12 protein-coding genes are annotated in these 16,069 nt (G+C 62.3%); 9 read left to right on the top strand and 3 right to left on the bottom strand.

The genetic code is table 11. The features are described from left to right. Nucleotides 1-123: 123 nt before the first annotated feature. From rpe to GZ092_RS03310, 3 genes are all read right to left on the bottom strand, one after another. A complete protein-coding gene (gene rpe, locus GZ092_RS03320; RefSeq protein ID WP_293634334.1) occupies nucleotides 124-792 on the bottom strand; it encodes a ribulose-phosphate 3-epimerase in 669 nt (222 codons plus the stop codon). A 64-nt stretch (nucleotides 793-856) separates the two neighbouring features. Further along, nucleotides 857-2,944 (bottom strand): transketolase, encoded by a 2,088-nt coding sequence (gene tkt / locus GZ092_RS03315; RefSeq protein ID WP_293634332.1) that lies wholly within the window; start codon nucleotides 2,942-2,944, stop codon nucleotides 857-859. Nucleotides 2,945-2,963: 19 nt separating this feature from the next. Continuing rightward, the gene (locus GZ092_RS03310; protein ID WP_293634330.1) at nucleotides 2,964-3,989 is read right to left on the bottom strand and encodes a class I fructose-bisphosphate aldolase; all 1,026 of its coding nucleotides are present in this window, start codon (nucleotides 3,987-3,989) and stop codon (nucleotides 2,964-2,966) included. Between the two features lie 624 nt (nucleotides 3,990-4,613). Between GZ092_RS03310 and GZ092_RS03305 the strand changes: the two genes are divergently transcribed. Genes GZ092_RS03305 through GZ092_RS03270 form a run of 9 tightly spaced genes read left to right on the top strand, consistent with a single transcriptional unit; the run spans nucleotide 4,614 to nucleotide 16,047 of the window. Continuing rightward, nucleotides 4,614-8,417 carry a hypothetical protein gene (locus GZ092_RS03305; protein WP_293634328.1) on the top strand — a complete coding sequence of 1,268 codons (3,804 nt, stop codon included), beginning with the start codon at nucleotides 4,614-4,616 and terminating at the stop codon, nucleotides 8,415-8,417. 27 nt (nucleotides 8,418-8,444) lie between these two features. Continuing rightward, entirely contained in the window at nucleotides 8,445-9,470 is a 1,026-nt protein-coding gene (gnd, locus tag GZ092_RS03300) for a phosphogluconate dehydrogenase (NAD(+)-dependent, decarboxylating) (protein WP_293634326.1), read from the top strand. Beyond that, nucleotides 9,467-10,930: a glucose-6-phosphate dehydrogenase gene (zwf, locus tag GZ092_RS03295; protein ID WP_293634324.1), complete on the top strand. Its 1,464-nt coding sequence runs from the start codon at nucleotides 9,467-9,469 to the stop codon at nucleotides 10,928-10,930. Before gnd ends, zwf begins: the two co-directional genes overlap by 4 nt. Next, complete coding sequence (locus GZ092_RS21200) at nucleotides 10,872-11,162, top strand: hypothetical protein (RefSeq protein ID WP_363254207.1); 291 nt, start codon at nucleotides 10,872-10,874, stop codon at nucleotides 11,160-11,162. The genes zwf and GZ092_RS21200 overlap by 59 nt, the downstream gene beginning before the upstream one ends. Further along, a complete protein-coding gene (locus tag GZ092_RS03290) occupies nucleotides 11,162-11,641 on the top strand; it encodes a hypothetical protein (protein WP_363254205.1) in 480 nt (159 codons plus the stop codon). The genes GZ092_RS21200 and GZ092_RS03290 overlap by 1 nt, the downstream gene beginning before the upstream one ends. Further along, nucleotides 11,638-12,723, top strand: coding sequence for a transaldolase (gene tal, locus GZ092_RS03285; RefSeq protein WP_293634322.1), 1,086 nt, complete (start codon nucleotides 11,638-11,640; stop codon nucleotides 12,721-12,723). Before GZ092_RS03290 ends, tal begins: the two co-directional genes overlap by 4 nt. Continuing rightward, complete coding sequence (locus GZ092_RS03280) at nucleotides 12,614-13,033, top strand: hypothetical protein (RefSeq protein ID WP_363254203.1); 420 nt, start codon at nucleotides 12,614-12,616, stop codon at nucleotides 13,031-13,033. The genes tal and GZ092_RS03280 overlap by 110 nt, the downstream gene beginning before the upstream one ends. Before the next feature lie 33 nt (nucleotides 13,034-13,066). Beyond that, nucleotides 13,067-14,719, top strand: a complete 1,653-nt coding sequence (gene pgm / locus GZ092_RS03275; protein WP_293634318.1) for a phosphoglucomutase (alpha-D-glucose-1,6-bisphosphate-dependent) — start codon at nucleotides 13,067-13,069, stop codon at nucleotides 14,717-14,719. Beyond that, a complete protein-coding gene (locus GZ092_RS03270) occupies nucleotides 14,716-16,047 on the top strand; it encodes a glucoamylase family protein (protein WP_293634316.1) in 1,332 nt (443 codons plus the stop codon). Before pgm ends, GZ092_RS03270 begins: the two co-directional genes overlap by 4 nt. Nucleotides 16,048-16,069 lie beyond the last annotated feature (22 nt).

Raw genomic sequence — 16,069 nt, 5'->3', positions numbered from 1 at the left:
CTTCCCAGTGGCTGCGCCTACTCTTTCACCTCTCAAATTTGCATCTTCGCAAAGCCACTAATTCACCACTTTCTGGATTGTGCAAGTGGCTCAATTAAATAGCAAAATTCAGGAATACTGCAGTCATTGCGTATTGGCTTTCATCTGCGCAATCGTTGCCGCGTAGTCTTTTGAACCAAAAATTGCGCTTCCTGCAACCAGGACGTCGGCGCCTGCAGCGACACAGGCGCGTGCCGTCTCCGGATCAACCCCGCCATCCACCTGAATATGTGGATTGATCCCGCGCTCAGTGCAAAGGCTGTGCAAGGCAGCGATCTTGGGCAGCATTTCGGGCAGGAACGCCTGGCCGCCAAAGCCGGGGTTCACCGTCATCACCAGCACGATGTCCACCAGGTGCAGCACATGCTCAATCCAGACGATTGGCGTGGCCGGATCAATCACCACGCCGGGCCGGCAACCCAGATCCCGAACGCGGCTGAGCACACGATGCAGATGAACGGTTGATCCAGGCTCGGCCTGAACCAGCAGGTGATCCGCACCGGCGTCGCGGTAGCGTTCAAGCAGGCGCTCGGGCTCGACCACCATCAGGTGCACATTGAGCGGCTTGTCCGTGCTGCGCCGAATCGCCTTTACGATGCCCGGCCCGAACGAGATGTCCGGAACGAAACGCCCGTCCATGATGTCGAGGTGAATCCAGTCGGAGCCGGCTTGGTCAACGGCACGGACTTCTTCGCCCAGCCGTGTGAAATCGGCCGCTAGCACGGAAGCGGCGATTTTCAGCGGACGGTTCATCGTTGTTCTCCAATCGGTCAATCAGTGAAGTAGTCAGTCGAACGGCCAGCGCTGTCTTGATTTTTTAATGCATTAATCCATTCGCGGACCCTTTGGCCAACACGCGGCGGGCGCGCAGCACCACGTTGTCTGCCGTGAATCCGAATTCTTCCAGCAACACACTGGCTGGTGCCGATGCGCCAAAGTGTTCGACCCCGAGCACATCCCCTTGATCGCCGACATAACGATGCCAGCCCTGCACCGCTCCCATTTCGACTGCCAGTCGCGCATGAACCTCTGGCGGCAGCACTTCGTCCCGGTAGGAGGGCGGCTGCGCCTCGAACAACTCCCAGCTGGGCATCGACACGCAGCGCACCGACAAGCCATCGGCGTGCAGGCGTTCGGCAGCGGCCAGAATCAAGGTGACTTCCGAACCGCTGGCCAGCAGGATCAGATCGGGCGTACCGGCTTTCGCACCGTCTGCAGTCAGTTCCTGCAAGACGTAAGCCCCCCGCCGCAAGCCCTCGGCGCTGGCATGCTGGCTGCGGTCCAGTGTGGGCAGGTCCTGACGGGTGAGCACCAGCAGCACCGGCCGATCGCGCCTCTCGACCGCCACTTTCCAGGCCACGGCGGTTTCGTTGGCGTCGGCCGGACGGATCAGCGTGAGGTTTGGCATGGCGCGCAGGCTGGCGAGCTGTTCGACCGGTTGATGCGTCGGACCATCTTCCCCCAGGGCAATGCTGTCGTGGGTAAATACATGCACCACGTGCAGGCCCATCAGCGCGGCCAGTCGGATGGGGGGCCGCATGTAGTCGGAAAAAACGAAAAAGGTCGATCCATACGGAAGAAAGCCGCCATGCGCCGCCAGCCCGTTGACGATGGCGCCCATCGCATGTTCGCGCACCCCGAAGTGCAGGTTGCGGCCGGCCCGGCTCCAGCCACCGGAATCACTGCCCTGCGCGTCTTCGCCCGCAACCAGCGGCGGGTTGTAGGTGCCTTGTCCTTTAAGCGCAGTTTTGGTCGATGGGTCCAGGTCGGCGGAACCGCCAAAAAGCGCGGGCAGGCGAGTGGCGATGGCGTTGATGACCCGTTCACCCGAGACCCGTGTGGCCATGCCCTTGGCATCGGCGGCAAACACCGGGATATCGGCGTCCCATCCCGCAGGCAGTTCGTCGCGCAGCCGGCCTTGCAATTCGGCGGCCAGGCTTGGCAATGCTTCGGCGTAGGCGCGCCAGCGCACGTTCCAGTCGGCCTCGGCTTTCTCGCCGCGCACCAGCGCCTCGCGGAAATGGGCGAGTGCAGGTTCTGGTACGAAGAATGGCGGATCAAGCGGCCAGTCGAGGGCCTTCTTGGTGCGCTTGACGTCCTCGACGCCGAGCGGTGAGCCGTGCGCCTTGAAGCTGTCTTGCTCCGGCGAGCCGAAACCAATGTGCGTGCGCACGAGGATCAGTGACGGCCGTGTGGTTTCGGACTGCGCCGCATTGAGCGCTGCATTAACTGCTTCCAGGTCGTTGCCGTCATCGACCACCAGCGTCTGCCAGCCGTAGGCCTGGAAGCGCAGGGCACGGTCTTCGCTGAACGCGATGTCGGTGCCCGCCGCCAGCGTCACGCGGTTGTCGTCGTACAGGCAGACGAGCTTGCCCAGTTGCAGGTGGCCGGCCAGCGACGCAGCCTCGGCGGCCACGCCTTCCATCAGGTCGCCGTCACTGACAAGAGCCCAAGTGCGGTGGTCGACCGGCACATGTCCGCCCTGGTTGTAGCGCACCGCCAGATGCGCTTCGGCGATTGCCATGCCGACGGCATTGGCCATGCCCTGGCCCAGCGGGCCGGTGGTGATCTCGACACCCGGTGTGTGGCCGCGCTCCGGATGCCCGGGGGCCTTGCTGCCCCATTGCCGGAACTGTTTCAGGTCGTCCAGCAACAGGTCATAGCCGGTGACATGCAGCAGGCTGTAGAGCAAGGCACTGCCATGCCCGGCCGACAGCACGAAGCGGTCACGGTCGGCCCACAGGGGGTTGGCCGGATGGTGCTTCAGATGGCGGGTCCACAGCGCATAAGCCATGGTGGCCGCCCCCAAGGGCAGGCCAGGGTGGCCGCTGTTGGCATGCTGCACCATGTCAACCGACAAAAAGCGCAGGGTGTTGATGCATTCAAGGTCAAGCGGAGTGGTCATGGGTGACTTTCTGGATGATTCAGTCGGCGGCATCGGCCAGGTCGGCGTATTTGCCTTGCCGCGCGGCACGGTTGCAGGCAGCGCGCTGCTGCAATGCACGCTGTGCTTGCTGCACATTGCCGGGCTCGCCGCGCCAGATGTCAAGCGCGGGCTGCTGAATGGCGCGCGCGAATGAAAACGTCAGCGCCCAGGGGGCTCGTCCTTTGAAGCGCCGGTTCATTGCGTTCAGCCGTGCAGAAGCCAGCTCAGGGCTCTGGCCGCCTGAAAGAAAAGCGATGCCGGGTACGGCGGCTGGTACGGCGCGGAGCAGGGTTGTTACCGTGGCGTCTGCCACCTCGTCAACGCTTTCCTGGTGCGCGCAGGTCAGGCCCGGCAGCACCATGTTTGGTTTGAGCAGCAAGGCTTCGAGCAGCACGCGCTGAACATGCAACTGCTCAAAAACTTCATGCAGCACCTGTTCGGTGACTTCGGCGCAACGCTGAAGCGTGTGGTCGCCTGTCATCAACACTTCGGGCTCGACGATGGGCACGAGTCCGGCTTCCTGGCACAAGGCGGCATAACGCGCCAGCGCATGGGCGTTGGCCGCGATACATGCAGTGCTGGGCAGGGCCGCGTCGATGGCGATCACGGCGCGCCATTTGGCAAACCTGGCGCCGAGTGCGGCATAGCCTGTCAATCGATCGCGCAGCCCGTCAAGCCCTTCGGTGACCGACTCGCCGGGATGCCCGGCCAAAGCCTTTGCGCCGGTGTCAACCTTGATCCCGACGACGATGCCCGCGTCTGCCATCAGCTTGACGAACGGCGTGCCGTCTTGCCGGCTCTGGTGAATGGTCTCGTCGTAAAGAATTGCGCCGCTGATGCTGTTGGACAGATCCGGGGTCGTGATGAGCAACTCGCGCCAGGACCGGCGCGATTCTTCGGTCTGCGCAATGCCGAGCGCGGCGAAACGCTTGTTGCAGGTCGGGGTGCTCTCATCCATCGCGAGCAGGCCCTTGTCGCCGGCCAGCAGCGCGGTCACCGTGGCGTGGAGTGCGTGGGCTTTCATTGCGGGATCAGACGGTTCGCCGTGTTCCGGCGCTGAGACATAAATCATGGGAATACCCTGCTTTTTGATGCCGTTCTATCAGTGTGTGGCTTTTGACGCTGTCCGGTGGATGCCGCTATTTGAGGTGCTTCAGATGAGACTTGAAGTTCTGAACCCCGCCGGTTGTTGTGGGAATTGTTGGGTTAATTCATCCCGTCGCCATGACAGCCTGATTGCCGAATTGTCTGTAGTAATGTGCCTCAGCTTGTGCCAGAAGGATATACCTGATGGGTCACAGACGGTGGGGCCAGAGGTCAGCATCTTCAACATCCAAGTCAGGCGTTGCACACACTTTAGTGCTAGCAAGAGCAGAGGCGCATTGACGGCCATTTGTTGGATTGCTTGATCGCGTTCACTGCAGTAAAGGCAGCACAAACGGCTTAAAAAGCTGGGTAGGTCTTGGCTGTACTGACTATCCATTCGCTGCGATGCTATGACGCGATGCAACGCAACGCAATCGCATGCCTGCCCGCTCTCCGCTGCACCAGCCCTGGTCTGTTCACCCTCAAACAGACGGCGACATATGTTGCGCGCGCGCTTTGATCAAGTCGTTTACTGTGTTGCCTTATGTAGCCAACTTCAGCCATGCCCCAACTTCAATTTCTTTCAAATGGTGCGTACCACCTGACGGTCACGGCGTCAGGGCATGGAAGCAGTTGCTGGGAGGGCTTGGCGGTGACGCGCCGCTGCACGGATCCGACGTTTGATCTTGGCGGCACGCGTTGCTTTGTGCGAAACAAGACAGCGTCCGCCGGGATGGCTGGACATGACTTCAGCGAAGGGGGCGCCATCGTCTGGTGGTGCGATGACGTGTTGGAAACCCGCAGCGAATTCGCCGTTGCGATTGACCAACCGGTGGAGTTACGCCGCGTGGTGTTTAAAAATTGCAGCAGCCGGCGCCAGACCTTCAGCGGGACCAGTTATGCCGAGATTGTGCTGAGTCCATCCGCCACCGACTCGACACACCCGGCATTCAGCAAGCTGTTCGTCGAAACAACCATCGATTCGTCATTGCAAACGATCTTCGCCACCCGGCGACCCAGCACTTCGGCTGACCCGACGCCATGGCTGTTTCATACCGCGGTGGTCAGTGGCGCCGGGGCTGGCTCGTTGACCTTCGAAACCGACCGCATGCGTTTTGTCGGCCGTGGCCTTGATGCGGCTGATCCGCAGGCGCTAGACCATGACGCTGCGCTGTCGGGCACTGCCGGACCTGTGCTTGACGCCGTCGCGGCCATCCAGGTGCCGTTCGTGCTTGAGGCCGGTGCGTCAATCACGATTGACTGGCTGACCGGTGTCGCTTCGACCCATGACGCCTGCGTGGCACTGGCGCAAAAGTTTAGAAGGGCAGGGGCGGCGAATCAAATGGTGGAACAGGCTTGCAGTTACCGCCAAACCATTCAGCGCACCTCCGCGATGAGCAACACCGACGCATTGCTGTATCAGCGCATGGCGGCAGCGCTGGTGTATCCGGCGGCTGAACTGCGTGCTGACGCCAGCGTTATCGAGCGCAACCACCGTGGGCAGTCTGATCTCTGGGGGTTTGGCATCTCGGGCGACTTGCCGATCGTGTTGCTGCAGTTGACCGGCGCGGAGCCGGCTGAGGTGGTTGCACAGATGGTGCAGGCGCAGAGCTGGTGGAAAGCGTTTGGCCTTGGCACCGAGTTGGCTGTGTTGTGCGCGCCTTCAGATGACGGTGCGCCGCGCTTGCTGGACCAGGTTCGGCAACGGATTGATGCCGGTCCCGGTGCGGCTCGGGTCGGCAAACCCGGCGGCATTTTTGTGCTCGATGGCTCGGCACTTGAAGACGGTGATCGCATCCTGCTGCAAAGCGCCGCAAGGATTGTGGTGACCGACGCCGACACGCTTGCTGCGCAGCTTGCGCATATTTCCTTGGTTACGAGAAGCACGACCGGCGACGCGCCAAAGCAAGCTGCTGCACCTGAAGCCGATGGAGTTGATGCGCCGCGCAATCTTCTGGCTTTCAACGGATTGGGCGGTTTTTCGGCCGACGGTCGTGAATATGTCATCACGACATCGGCCGCGCACATGACGCCCGCACCCTGGGTCAATGTGATGGCCAACCCTGACTTTGGCACGCTGGTGTCGGAAAGCGGCAGCGCAAACACCTGGAGCGAGAACGCCCACGAGTTCCGCTTGACACCCTGGTCCAACGACCCGGTTTCCGATCCCAACACGGAAGCGTTCTACATTCGCGACGACACCAGTAGCTATTTTTGGTCACCCACGCTGTTGCCCACACGGGCTGCCGGCGCTTACACAACACGCCACGGCTTCGGCTACAGCGTTTTCGAGCATGCCGAAGACGCCATCGAGTCCGAACTTTGCATGTATGTCGCCATCGACAGCCCGGTCAAATTTTCGGTGCTGACAGTTCAAAATAAATCGGACCGGCAGCGCCAACTGTCGGTCACCGGCTGTGTCGACTGGGTGCTGGGCGACGAACGCTCAAAAACACAAATGCAGGTGGTGACGACCGTTGATGCCGAGACCGGCACGGTGTTCGCCCGCAATGGCTACAACACGGATTTCGCAGGCCGCACCGCGTTTTTTGATGTTCATGCCGATGGCGTGGAGGGGACGGACGATGTCTGTGGTGACCGTGATGATTTTCTGGGTCCGGCGGGTAGTGCAGCTGCGCCCGCCGCCATGGCGCAGGCGCGACTGTCGGGCCGGGTCGGTGCCGCGCTGGACCCGTGCGCTGCGCTGCGCGTCCGTTTCGAACTGGCACCAGGGCAAAAACAGGTGATCGTGTTCATGCTCGGTGCTGGCAAGACAGCCGACGAGGCGCGTGATCTGGTGGGTCGCTGGCGGCAACCCGGCGCGGCTGGCAGGGCGCTTGACGCCGTGCATGCGTTCTGGCGGCAGACGCTCGATGCGATCCAGGTGCAAACGCCCGACCCTGCGCTCAACATGCTGGTGAATGGCTGGCTGCCGTATCAGGTCATTGCCTCGCGCCTGTGGGGCCGAACCGCTTTTTATCAGTCGAGTGGTGCATTCGGCTTTCGCGACCAGTTGCAGGACGTGATGGCGCTGGTGCATTCTGCCCCCGACCTTGTTCGGGAGCATCTGATGCGCGCTGCGTCGCGCCAGTTTGTGGAAGGCGACGTGCAGCACTGGTGGCATCCGCCTTCGGGCAAGGGCGTTCGCACGCGCTGTGCCGACGATTTCTTGTGGTTGCCACTGGCCACCTGCCGTTATGTCGAGGTCACTGGCGACAGTGGCGTTCTCGACGCCCCTTGTCCTTTCCTCCAGAGCCGGCCGCTGAAGGAGGGCGAAGCGTCGAACTACGAGCAGCCCCAGGTCGCAAGTGAGACCGCCAGTCTGTATGACCACGGCGTACGCGCCATCCGTCGTGCGCTGGTTTGGGGCGCACATGGCCTGCCCTTGATGGGATCGGGCGACTGGAATGACGGCATGAACCTGGTGGGCGCCGAAGGCCGTGGTGAAAGCGTCTGGATGGCATTTTTCCTCTACGACGTGCTGAGCCGGTTTGCACCTCTCGCGCGTGCGCGTGGGGACACGGCCTTTGCCGAATGCTGCGAACACGAGGCCGAGGGGCTGCGTCAGCGCACTGAGGCATCGGCCTGGGATGGCGACTGGTACCGGCGTGCCTGGTTTGATGACGGCTCGGTGCTGGGTTCCGCAGCCAACACCGAATGCCGGATCGACTCGATTGCACAAAGCTGGTCGGTCTTGTCGGGGGCTGCGCCATCCGACCGCGCCCGCGCCGCGATGGCTTCCCTTGACAAGCATCTCGTGCATCGCGACACACGGCTTGTGCAGCTGCTCGACCCGCCGTTCGACACCAGCAAGCCATCGCCCGGTTATATCCAGGGCTATTTGCCGGGGGTGCGCGAAAACGGGGGTCAGTACACGCACGCCGCCACGTGGGCGGCAATGGCTTTCGCGGCCCTCGGTGACACCAAGCGCGCATGGACGTTGTTTGATCTGTTGAACCCGGTGAGCCATGCAGTTAATGCTGAAGATGTCGCCATCTACCAAGTCGAGCCTTATGTGGTGGCCGGAGATGTCTATGCCAATGCGGCACACGCCGGGCGGGGCGGCTGGACCTGGTACACCGGCTCAGCCGGCTGGATGCTCCGGTTGATTGTCGAGTCGTTGCTTGGTCTGCAACGCCACGGCAGCCGCCTGTGCATTCGTCCGCTCCTGCCGCCGCACTGGAAGGATTTCGATGTGCAATACCGCTTTGGCACGGCGCAGTACAACATCACCTGCCGCCGCGCCAATGCGGGGGGTGCACCAGGCGTTGTCCACGACGGCGTCAAAACGGAGGGTGACATGATTAATCTTGTCGATGATGGTCGGGTACACGCGGTGGTCGTGAACTTGCCGCAGGATCATTGATCAACACCCTATCCAAAGGAGAAATATATGCAGCTGGGAATGATCGGTTTGGGACGAATGGGTGCCAACATGACGCGGCGCCTGATGAAGGCAGGCCACGCCTGTGTCGTGCATGACAGGCAAGCCGAGGCTATTGCCGCGCTGCATGCCGAAGGCGCTGTCGGCGCTGCATCGGTCGAAGAACTTGTCGCCAGGATGACGCAGCCACGGGCCATCTGGCTCATGGTGCCGGCCGCAAGTGTCGACCAGGCACTCGACGAACTGCTGCCGCATCTGGACCCGGGCGACATCGTCATCGACGGCGGCAATTCCTTTTACCGAGATGACGTGCGCCGTGCCAAGCGTCTGCAGGAAACCGGCTTGCACTATGTCGATGTCGGCACCAGTGGCGGCCTGGCCGGTGAAGATCGTGGCTACTGCCTGATGATTGGCGGTGAGCCGACCATCGTCGAGCATCTGACGCCGATTTTCCTGGCGCTGGCACCGGGTGTCGCTTCTGCAGGCCGCACGCCTGGCCGCAGCGGCCCGATCGCCCCAAGCGAAGACGGTTTTTTGCACTGTGGTCCGTCAGGCGCAGGCCACTTTGTCAAGATGGTGCACAACGGCATCGAGTACGGCGTGATGGCGGCCTATGCCGAAGGCTTCAATGTGCTGCGCCATGCCGACGTCGGTCAGCGAGAGCAAGCCATTGATGCGGAAACCACTCCGTTGCGCGACCCCGAGTTCTACTGCTATGACATGAACCTGCCCGAGATTGCAGAGGTCTGGCGCCGCGGCAGCGTCATCGGTTCCTGGCTGCTTGACCTGACGGCCGGCGCGCTGTTGAAGAATCCACAGCTTGAAGGCTTTGCCGGACGCGTTTCGGATTCCGGAGAAGGCCGCTGGACCCTGCAAGCGGCAATCGACGAAGCCGTTCCGACGCCGGTGCTGAGCGCTGCCTTGCACGAGCGATTCGCGTCGCGGGGTCAGGCAGATTTCTCCAACCAGATGCTGTCTGCCATGCGGCACGCATTCGGTGGTCATCATGAAAAGCCCGAGGGAGACGGGAAATGAGCGTCGCTGCGCGTACCGGCGTCACCGCAGAGCAGCCGCATGCTGACGCCCTGGTCGTTTTCGGCTTCACTGGCGACCTTGCCGCCAAGAAAATCTTTCCGGCGCTGTACGCGATGGTGAAGAAAGGACACCTGACGGTGCCGGTGATTGGCGTTGCGTCGTCAAAGTTGGGAATTCAGGAGTGGAAGGACCGTGTGCGCGACAGCTTGTTGCACGAGGAACATGAAGGCGGCATTGATGACCCGGCTGCGTTCGACCGTCTGATCGCACTGCTCGATTACGTCAGCGGCGACTACAACGACGCTGCCACTTTCAGCGCGCTGAAGGCGGCGTTGAAAGGGGCAAAACGTCCGGCGTTCTACCTGGCCATTCCGCCATCCCTGTTCGCCACCGTGATCGAGAGCCTGGGCAGCTCGGGCCTCGCGCAGGATGGGCGCGTGATTGTCGAGAAGCCCTTTGGCCGTGATCTGGCGTCGGCGTGTGCGCTGAATGCGGCGGCGCAGGCGGTGTTCCCCGAGTCGTCGATCTTTCGCATCGACCACTACCTGGGGAAAGAGGCGATCATGAACATCCTCTACTTCCGCTTTGCCAACTCGTTTCTGGAGCCGGTGTGGAACCGTCACCACATCGCCAGCGTGCAGGTGACGCTGGCCGAGAATTTTGGCGTTGGTGCGCGCGGCACTTTTTACGAGAGTGCAGGCTGCCTGCGCGACGTGGTGGAAAACCACCTGTTCCAGGTCATCGCGCTGCTGGCCATGGAGCCGCCGGCCTACCAGAGCTTCGACGCCGTGCACACCGCCAAGGCCAGCGTGCTGCGGGCGATGCTGCCGCTCAAACCCGCTGACCTGGTGCGCGGCCAGTACATCGGCTACCGCGATGAAAAAGGTGTCGCGCCCGACTCTGATGTGGAGACCTTTTGTGCGCTGCGCCTTTTCATCGACTCGTGGCGCTGGGCCGGCGTGCCCTGGTATGTACGAGCCGGCAAGCTGCTGCCCGGTTCCGTGGTCGAAGTGCAGGTGCAGATGCACCCGCCGCCTCAACAGTTGTTTGACGATTCCGGGCCGTCCGGTGGCCGCGCCAACTACTTCCGCTTTCGCCTGCAGCCGGCGGCCGGCATCGCACTGGCGGCCCGCGTCAAGCGTCCGGGCAAGGAATTCATCGGGGTTCAGCGCGAGCTGTATCTGGGGGAAGAAGAGCCGAGTTCGATGTCCACCTACGAACGCCTGCTTGGCGATGCGATGGTCGGTGACGACGCGCTGTTCACCGACGTGGACTCGGTGATGGCGGCCTGGAGCGTGGTCGAGCCGGTACTGAACACGCACCATCCGGTCGTGCCCTACGAACCGGGAAGCTGGGGGCCTGCCGAGTCTGATGCGTTGATCGCAAAAGATGGCGGCTGGCGTGATCCGCAAACTGATTCCGCAACGCACCACCCGCATGGTGTGGGCGGTGCTGAATGACCGCCGAAGTGGTTTTTTGCTGGATGTTGACAACACGCTGCTTGACGGTGACCGCATCATAGCCGACCTGCATGCCCATTTGGAAAGCGAATTCGGGGCCGACTGTCCCCAGCGCTATTGGACGATCTTCGATGCGTTGCGCGAAGAACTGGGTTATGTGGACTACCTCGGCGCCTTGCAGCGCTTCCGGTTTGAACTCAAACCGGAAGCGCCGACGAGCAGCGATTGCTGATGATGTCGCCTTTCCTCATCGACTATCCGTTTGCCGATCGGCTGTATCCGCGTGCGCTGGAGGTCATCAAGCACCTGGAGTGTCTGGCCACGGCCGTGATCCTGACCGATGGCGATGTCGTGTTCCAGCCGTACAAGCTGCAGCGCTCGGGGCTTTGGGATGCAGTCAATGGCCGTGCGCTGGTGTGTGTCCACAAGGAAAAGATGCTGGATGCCGTGCAGCGTCACTATCCGGCCCGCCATTACGTCATGGTCGATGACAAGCTGCGCATTCTTGCGGCCATGAAGTCAGTGTGGCAAGAACAACTCACCACTATCTTCCCGCGCCAGGGCCATTACGCCCTGGACCTGGCGGCCGTCGCTGCCCAACCCGCCGCCGACCTCACCATCGAACGCATCGGCGAACTTGTCGACCTCGACTTCTCGCGGTTGCGCAACACGCCCTCAGTCGGGGCGCACACCACACTGGAAATGACATGACCCTCAACGCCAATACCCAAAAATTGCACGACCTCGGCCAAAGCCTGTGGGTTGACAACATCAGCCGCGAAATGCTTGTCAAGGGTACGCTGGCGCGTTACATCGCCGACTGGTCCGTGACGGGGCTGACGTCGAACCCGACGATCTTCGAGCATGCTATCGGCCACGGCGATTTGTACGACGAGGCGATTGCGCGTCTGGCGCCGCTCAACGAGTCAAATGAAGACCTGTTCTTTGCATTGGCGCTCGAAGACTTGACGTCGGCGGCCGATCTGTTTCGACCAGTCTTCAACACCACGCAGGGCACTGACGGCTGGGTTTCGCTGGAGGTGTCACCCCTGCTGGCAAGTGACGCCACAAAGACGGTCCGCAGTGCGGCGTCGCTGCACATGGTGGCGCAAAAGCCCAATTTGTTCATCAAGATCCCTGGAACGCCGGCCGGTGTCGAGGCCATCGAGGAATCGATCTTTGCAGGCGTGCCGATCAACGTCACCCTGCTTTTTTCGCGCGAGCACTACCTTGCAGCGGCCGAAGCCTACATGCGCGGCATTGAACGCCGCCTTGCCGCCGGTCTTGATCCCGAAGTGCATTCGGTGGCCTCATTGTTTGTCAGCCGCTGGGACGTCGCCGTCAAGCCGGTGGTTTCGGCATCGCTGCAGAACCGCCTGGGGCTGGCCATCGCCATGCGCACCTACAAGGCTTATCGCGACCTGCTCGCATCCCCGCGCTGGCTGAAGCTGGCGCAAGCCGGGGCTCGTCCGCAGCGGGTGCTGTGGGCCAGCACCGGCACCAAGGACCCGGCAGCGCCGGACACGCTGTACATCGAAGGGCTGGCGGCGCCCGACACCATCAACACGATTCCCGAGAAAACCTTGCTGGCTTTTGCCGATCACGGCAAAGTGGGCGCCGCGCTTGCGAGCGATGGAGGCGACGCCGAGACGGTGCTGCAAGCGTTCAAAGGCGAAGGCGTGGATGACGCTGAACTGGCTGCGCGCTTGCAGCGTGAGGGCGCCGATGCCTTCGCCGCCTCCTGGCAGACACTTCTTTCATGCATCGAAGAAAAGCGCAAGTGCCTGGCATGAACCCGGTGGACGCATCGAAGCCCTGTTCCGCGCTGACATGAGCAACACGACTGAAAAGCGATCGGTGCTGCACGTGGCGTTGCATGCGCCGGCGAGCCAGAAGCTTTTCGTTGATGGCGTTGACGTGGTTGCCGAGGTACGCGCGGTGCCAAAGCGCATGGGCGGATTTGCCCAATACCCAAGGCGTGGCACATTTCGGCATCGCTGCCGGGAACATGTGGCGTTATCGGCAGTACCAGCAGTACCAGCAGTACCAGCAGTACCAGCATTACCGGCATTACCAGTGCCAACGGCGTCTGCGTTAAGCTGAATCGCTTTCGACCCAATTCGGGAGTTTTTCACCATGTCCGCTGTCATCAGTCCCCTGGCTGGCAAGCCAGCGCCGCGTTCGCTGCTGGTCAACGTACCGCGTCTCGTCAGCGTCTATTACACCGGCGTGCCCGACCCCTCGGTACCTTCCCAGCGCGTGGCCTTCGGCACCTCGGGCCATCGCGGCTCGTCGTTCGAGCTCTCGTTCAATGAATGGCACGTTCTGGCGATCACCCAGGCCATTTGTCAGTACCGCCAAAGCCAGAACATCACCGGGCCGTTATTTTTGGGCATCGACACCCATGCCTTGTCGCAACCGGCCTGCGCGAGCGCGCTTGAGGTGCTGGCTGCCAACGGCGTCGAGGTGATGCTGGCGACAAATGACGAATACACGCCAACACCGGCCATCTCGCATGCCATCCTGACCTACAACCAGGGGCGAAGCACCGGGCTGGCCGACGGCATCGTCGTCACACCTTCGCACAACCCGCCAGACAGCGGTGGCTTCAAGTACAACCCGCCAAACGGTGGACCTGCGGCGACCGACATCACCGCCGGTATCGAAGCCGCTGCGAACAAATTCCTCGAAGCCAGGTTGAGAGGTGTCCGGCGTTTGCCGTACGCGCAGGCACTGCGCGCTTCAACCACGCACCGGCACGACTACGTTACCGCCTACGTTGCAGACCTCGGCAGCGTGATCGACTTCGACCTGATCCGCGATGCCAAAGTGCGCATTGGCGTTGATCCACTCGGCGGTGCCGGCGTGCATTACTGGGCGCGCATTGCCGAGCAGCATCGCCTTGACCTCACCGTCGTCAGCGATGTGGTTGACCCGACCTTCAGCTTCATGACGCTGGACTGGGATGGGCAGATTCGCATGGACCCATCGTCGCCTTATGCGATGCAGCGCCTGCAAGACATGAAGGACCGCTTTGACATCGCATTTGCCTGCGACACCGACCACGACCGCCACGGAATTGTCACGCCCAGCGCCGGCCTGATGCCGCCCAACCATTACCTGTCGGTGGTCATCGATTACCTGTTCAGGCACCGCAGCGCGTGGAGCGCGGACGCCGCTGTCGGGAAGACGGTGGTCAGCACCAGTCTGATCGACCGCGTCACGACCCGGTTGGGACGCAAGCTGTATGAAGTGCCGGTGGGCTTCAAGTGGTTTTCAGCCGGTCTGCTGGACGGCTCGCTGGGCTTTGGGGGCGAGGAAAGCGCGGGTGCCGCATTTTTGCGCCGCGACGGCAAGGTCTGGACCACCGACAAGGATGGCCTGGTGCCGGCGCTGCTGTCGGCCGAGATCACTGCGCGCTGCGGGCGCGACCCGGCCCAGGTTTACACCGAACTGGTGCACGCGCTTGGCGAGCCCTTTGCTGACCGCGTCGAGGCGCCAGCCACGGTAGCGCAGAAAAAACTGCTCTCGGCATTGGCCCCGGCAGCCATCACCGCGCGTGAACTGGCCGGTGAAGCAATCACGGCCGTGCTCGACCGTGCGCCGGGCAACGATGCTGCGATTGGCGGCATCAAGGTCGTCACCAAAAACGGCTGGTTTGCTGCCCGCCCGTCAGGTACCGAAGACATCTACAAGATCTACGCCGAGAGTTTCAGCGGCAGCGACCATCTGCAGCGCATTCTCAAGGAAGCGCAAGCGATTGTGGACAAGGCCATTGCCACGCCATGAATGCCGTGACGGCTGCCAACGTTGAAAGGGCCGTCAAGACGGATGCGGCCGATGTGGCCGATGACGCCTTGCTCGACCCGTTGCAGCATGCGGCCTTCAACTACTTCCTCAAGGCCTACAACCCGCGCAACGGCCTGGTTGCCGACACCACGCGCGAGGGCGCGCCGTGCAGCATTGCGGTGATCGGTTTCGCGCTGTCGGCCTATCCGGTTGGCGTCGAACGGGGCTGGATGGCGCGCTCCGATGCGGTGCAACGCACGCTGGTGACGCTTCGCTTTTTGATGGCCAGTGACCAGTCGGGCAGCGCCTGTGCCACGGGCCATCGCGGTTTCTACTTCCACTTTCTGGACATGGAAAGCGGCACGCGGGTGTGGCACTCCGAGGTATCGCTGATCGATACCGGCTTTTTGATGGCGGGCGTCCTGACAGCGGCGACCTACTTTGACGCCGACACGCCTGAGGAGACCGAGTTGCGCGCGCTGGCCGATGCGCTGTACCGCCGCGTTGACTGGCGCTGGGCCCAGCGAGACAGCGGCGCGGTGACGCATGGCTGGAAACCGGAATGCGGCTTTCTCAACTACGGCTGGGAAGGCTACAGCGAGGCAATTTTGCTTTATGTGCTCGGTCTGGGCTCGCCGACCCATGCGCTGACCGACAAGAGCTTCAGCGCCTGGACCATGACCTACCAGTGGGAAAACCTGTACGGCCACGACTTTTTGGTGGCCGGGCCACTGTTCATTCACCAGTTCTCGCATGCCTGGATCGACTTTCGCGGCATCCGCGACGCTTTCATGCGCGAAAAGGACTGCGACTATTTCGAGAACAGCCGGCGCGCGACCTATGTGCAGCGCGAGTATGCGATGCGCAACCCCGGCAGTTTTGCGGGTTACGGCGCTGACTGCTGGGGACTGTCGGCGGGCGACGGGCCGCAAGCCGTGGCGCGCAGCATCGCCGGGCGGCAGCAGTCGTTTTATGGCTACGCAGCGCGCGGCGTGCCTTACGGCCCGGACGACGGAACGCTTTGCGCCTCGGCGACGCTGTCGTCGCTGGTGTTCGCGCCCGAACTCGTGCTGCCTGCTCTGCGCGCGCTGAAGGCTCGCTCTGGCGCTGACGACACCCGCTTTATTCGTGCCAGCGGCTTCAACCCGACTGTGACCGAGGCGGGTGCCAACGGCTGGGTTGCCCCGGGTGAATTCGGCCTTGACCAGGGAATACTGGTGCTGATGATCGAGAACCACCGCAGCGGGTTGCTGTGGAAGCTGGGCCGCGCCAACCCGTACCTGCGCGCAGGTCTGCGCCGGGCAGGTTTCAAGGGCGGCTGGCTGTAGGCAGCCTGTTCACAGGCGCTTT

The sequence above is a fragment of the Polaromonas sp. genome (assembly GCF_010365105.1).
Classification (GTDB): Bacteria; Pseudomonadota; Gammaproteobacteria; order Burkholderiales; family Burkholderiaceae_C; genus Polaromonas.
Note: the sequence above shows the minus strand (reverse complement) of the source record. Positions and strands in the feature narration are given on the sequence as shown.

What these genes read in the sequence shown, in the direction of transcription:
- gnd (WP_293634326.1), top strand. Translation starts at nt 8,445, where the DNA reads ATGCAGCTGGGAATGATCGGTTTGGGACGAATGGGTGCCAACATGACG.
- zwf (WP_293634324.1), top strand. Translation starts at nt 9,467, where the DNA reads ATGAGCGTCGCTGCGCGTACCGGCGTCACCGCAGAGCAGCCGCATGCT.
- rpe (WP_293634334.1), bottom strand. Translation starts at nt 792, where the DNA reads ATGAACCGTCCGCTGAAAATCGCCGCTTCCGTGCTAGCGGCCGATTTC.
- tal (WP_293634322.1), top strand. Translation starts at nt 11,638, where the DNA reads ATGACCCTCAACGCCAATACCCAAAAATTGCACGACCTCGGCCAAAGC.
- pgm (WP_293634318.1), top strand. Translation starts at nt 13,067, where the DNA reads ATGTCCGCTGTCATCAGTCCCCTGGCTGGCAAGCCAGCGCCGCGTTCG.
- GZ092_RS03280 (WP_363254203.1), top strand. Translation starts at nt 12,614, where the DNA reads ATGACGCTGAACTGGCTGCGCGCTTGCAGCGTGAGGGCGCCGATGCCT.
- tkt (WP_293634332.1), bottom strand. Translation starts at nt 2,944, where the DNA reads ATGACCACTCCGCTTGACCTTGAATGCATCAACACCCTGCGCTTTTTG.
- GZ092_RS03305 (WP_293634328.1), top strand. Translation starts at nt 4,614, where the DNA reads ATGCCCCAACTTCAATTTCTTTCAAATGGTGCGTACCACCTGACGGTC.
- GZ092_RS03310 (WP_293634330.1), bottom strand. Translation starts at nt 3,989, where the DNA reads ATGAAAGCCCACGCACTCCACGCCACGGTGACCGCGCTGCTGGCCGGC.
- GZ092_RS03270 (WP_293634316.1), top strand. Translation starts at nt 14,716, where the DNA reads ATGAATGCCGTGACGGCTGCCAACGTTGAAAGGGCCGTCAAGACGGAT.
- GZ092_RS03290 (WP_363254205.1), top strand. Translation starts at nt 11,162, where the DNA reads ATGATGTCGCCTTTCCTCATCGACTATCCGTTTGCCGATCGGCTGTAT.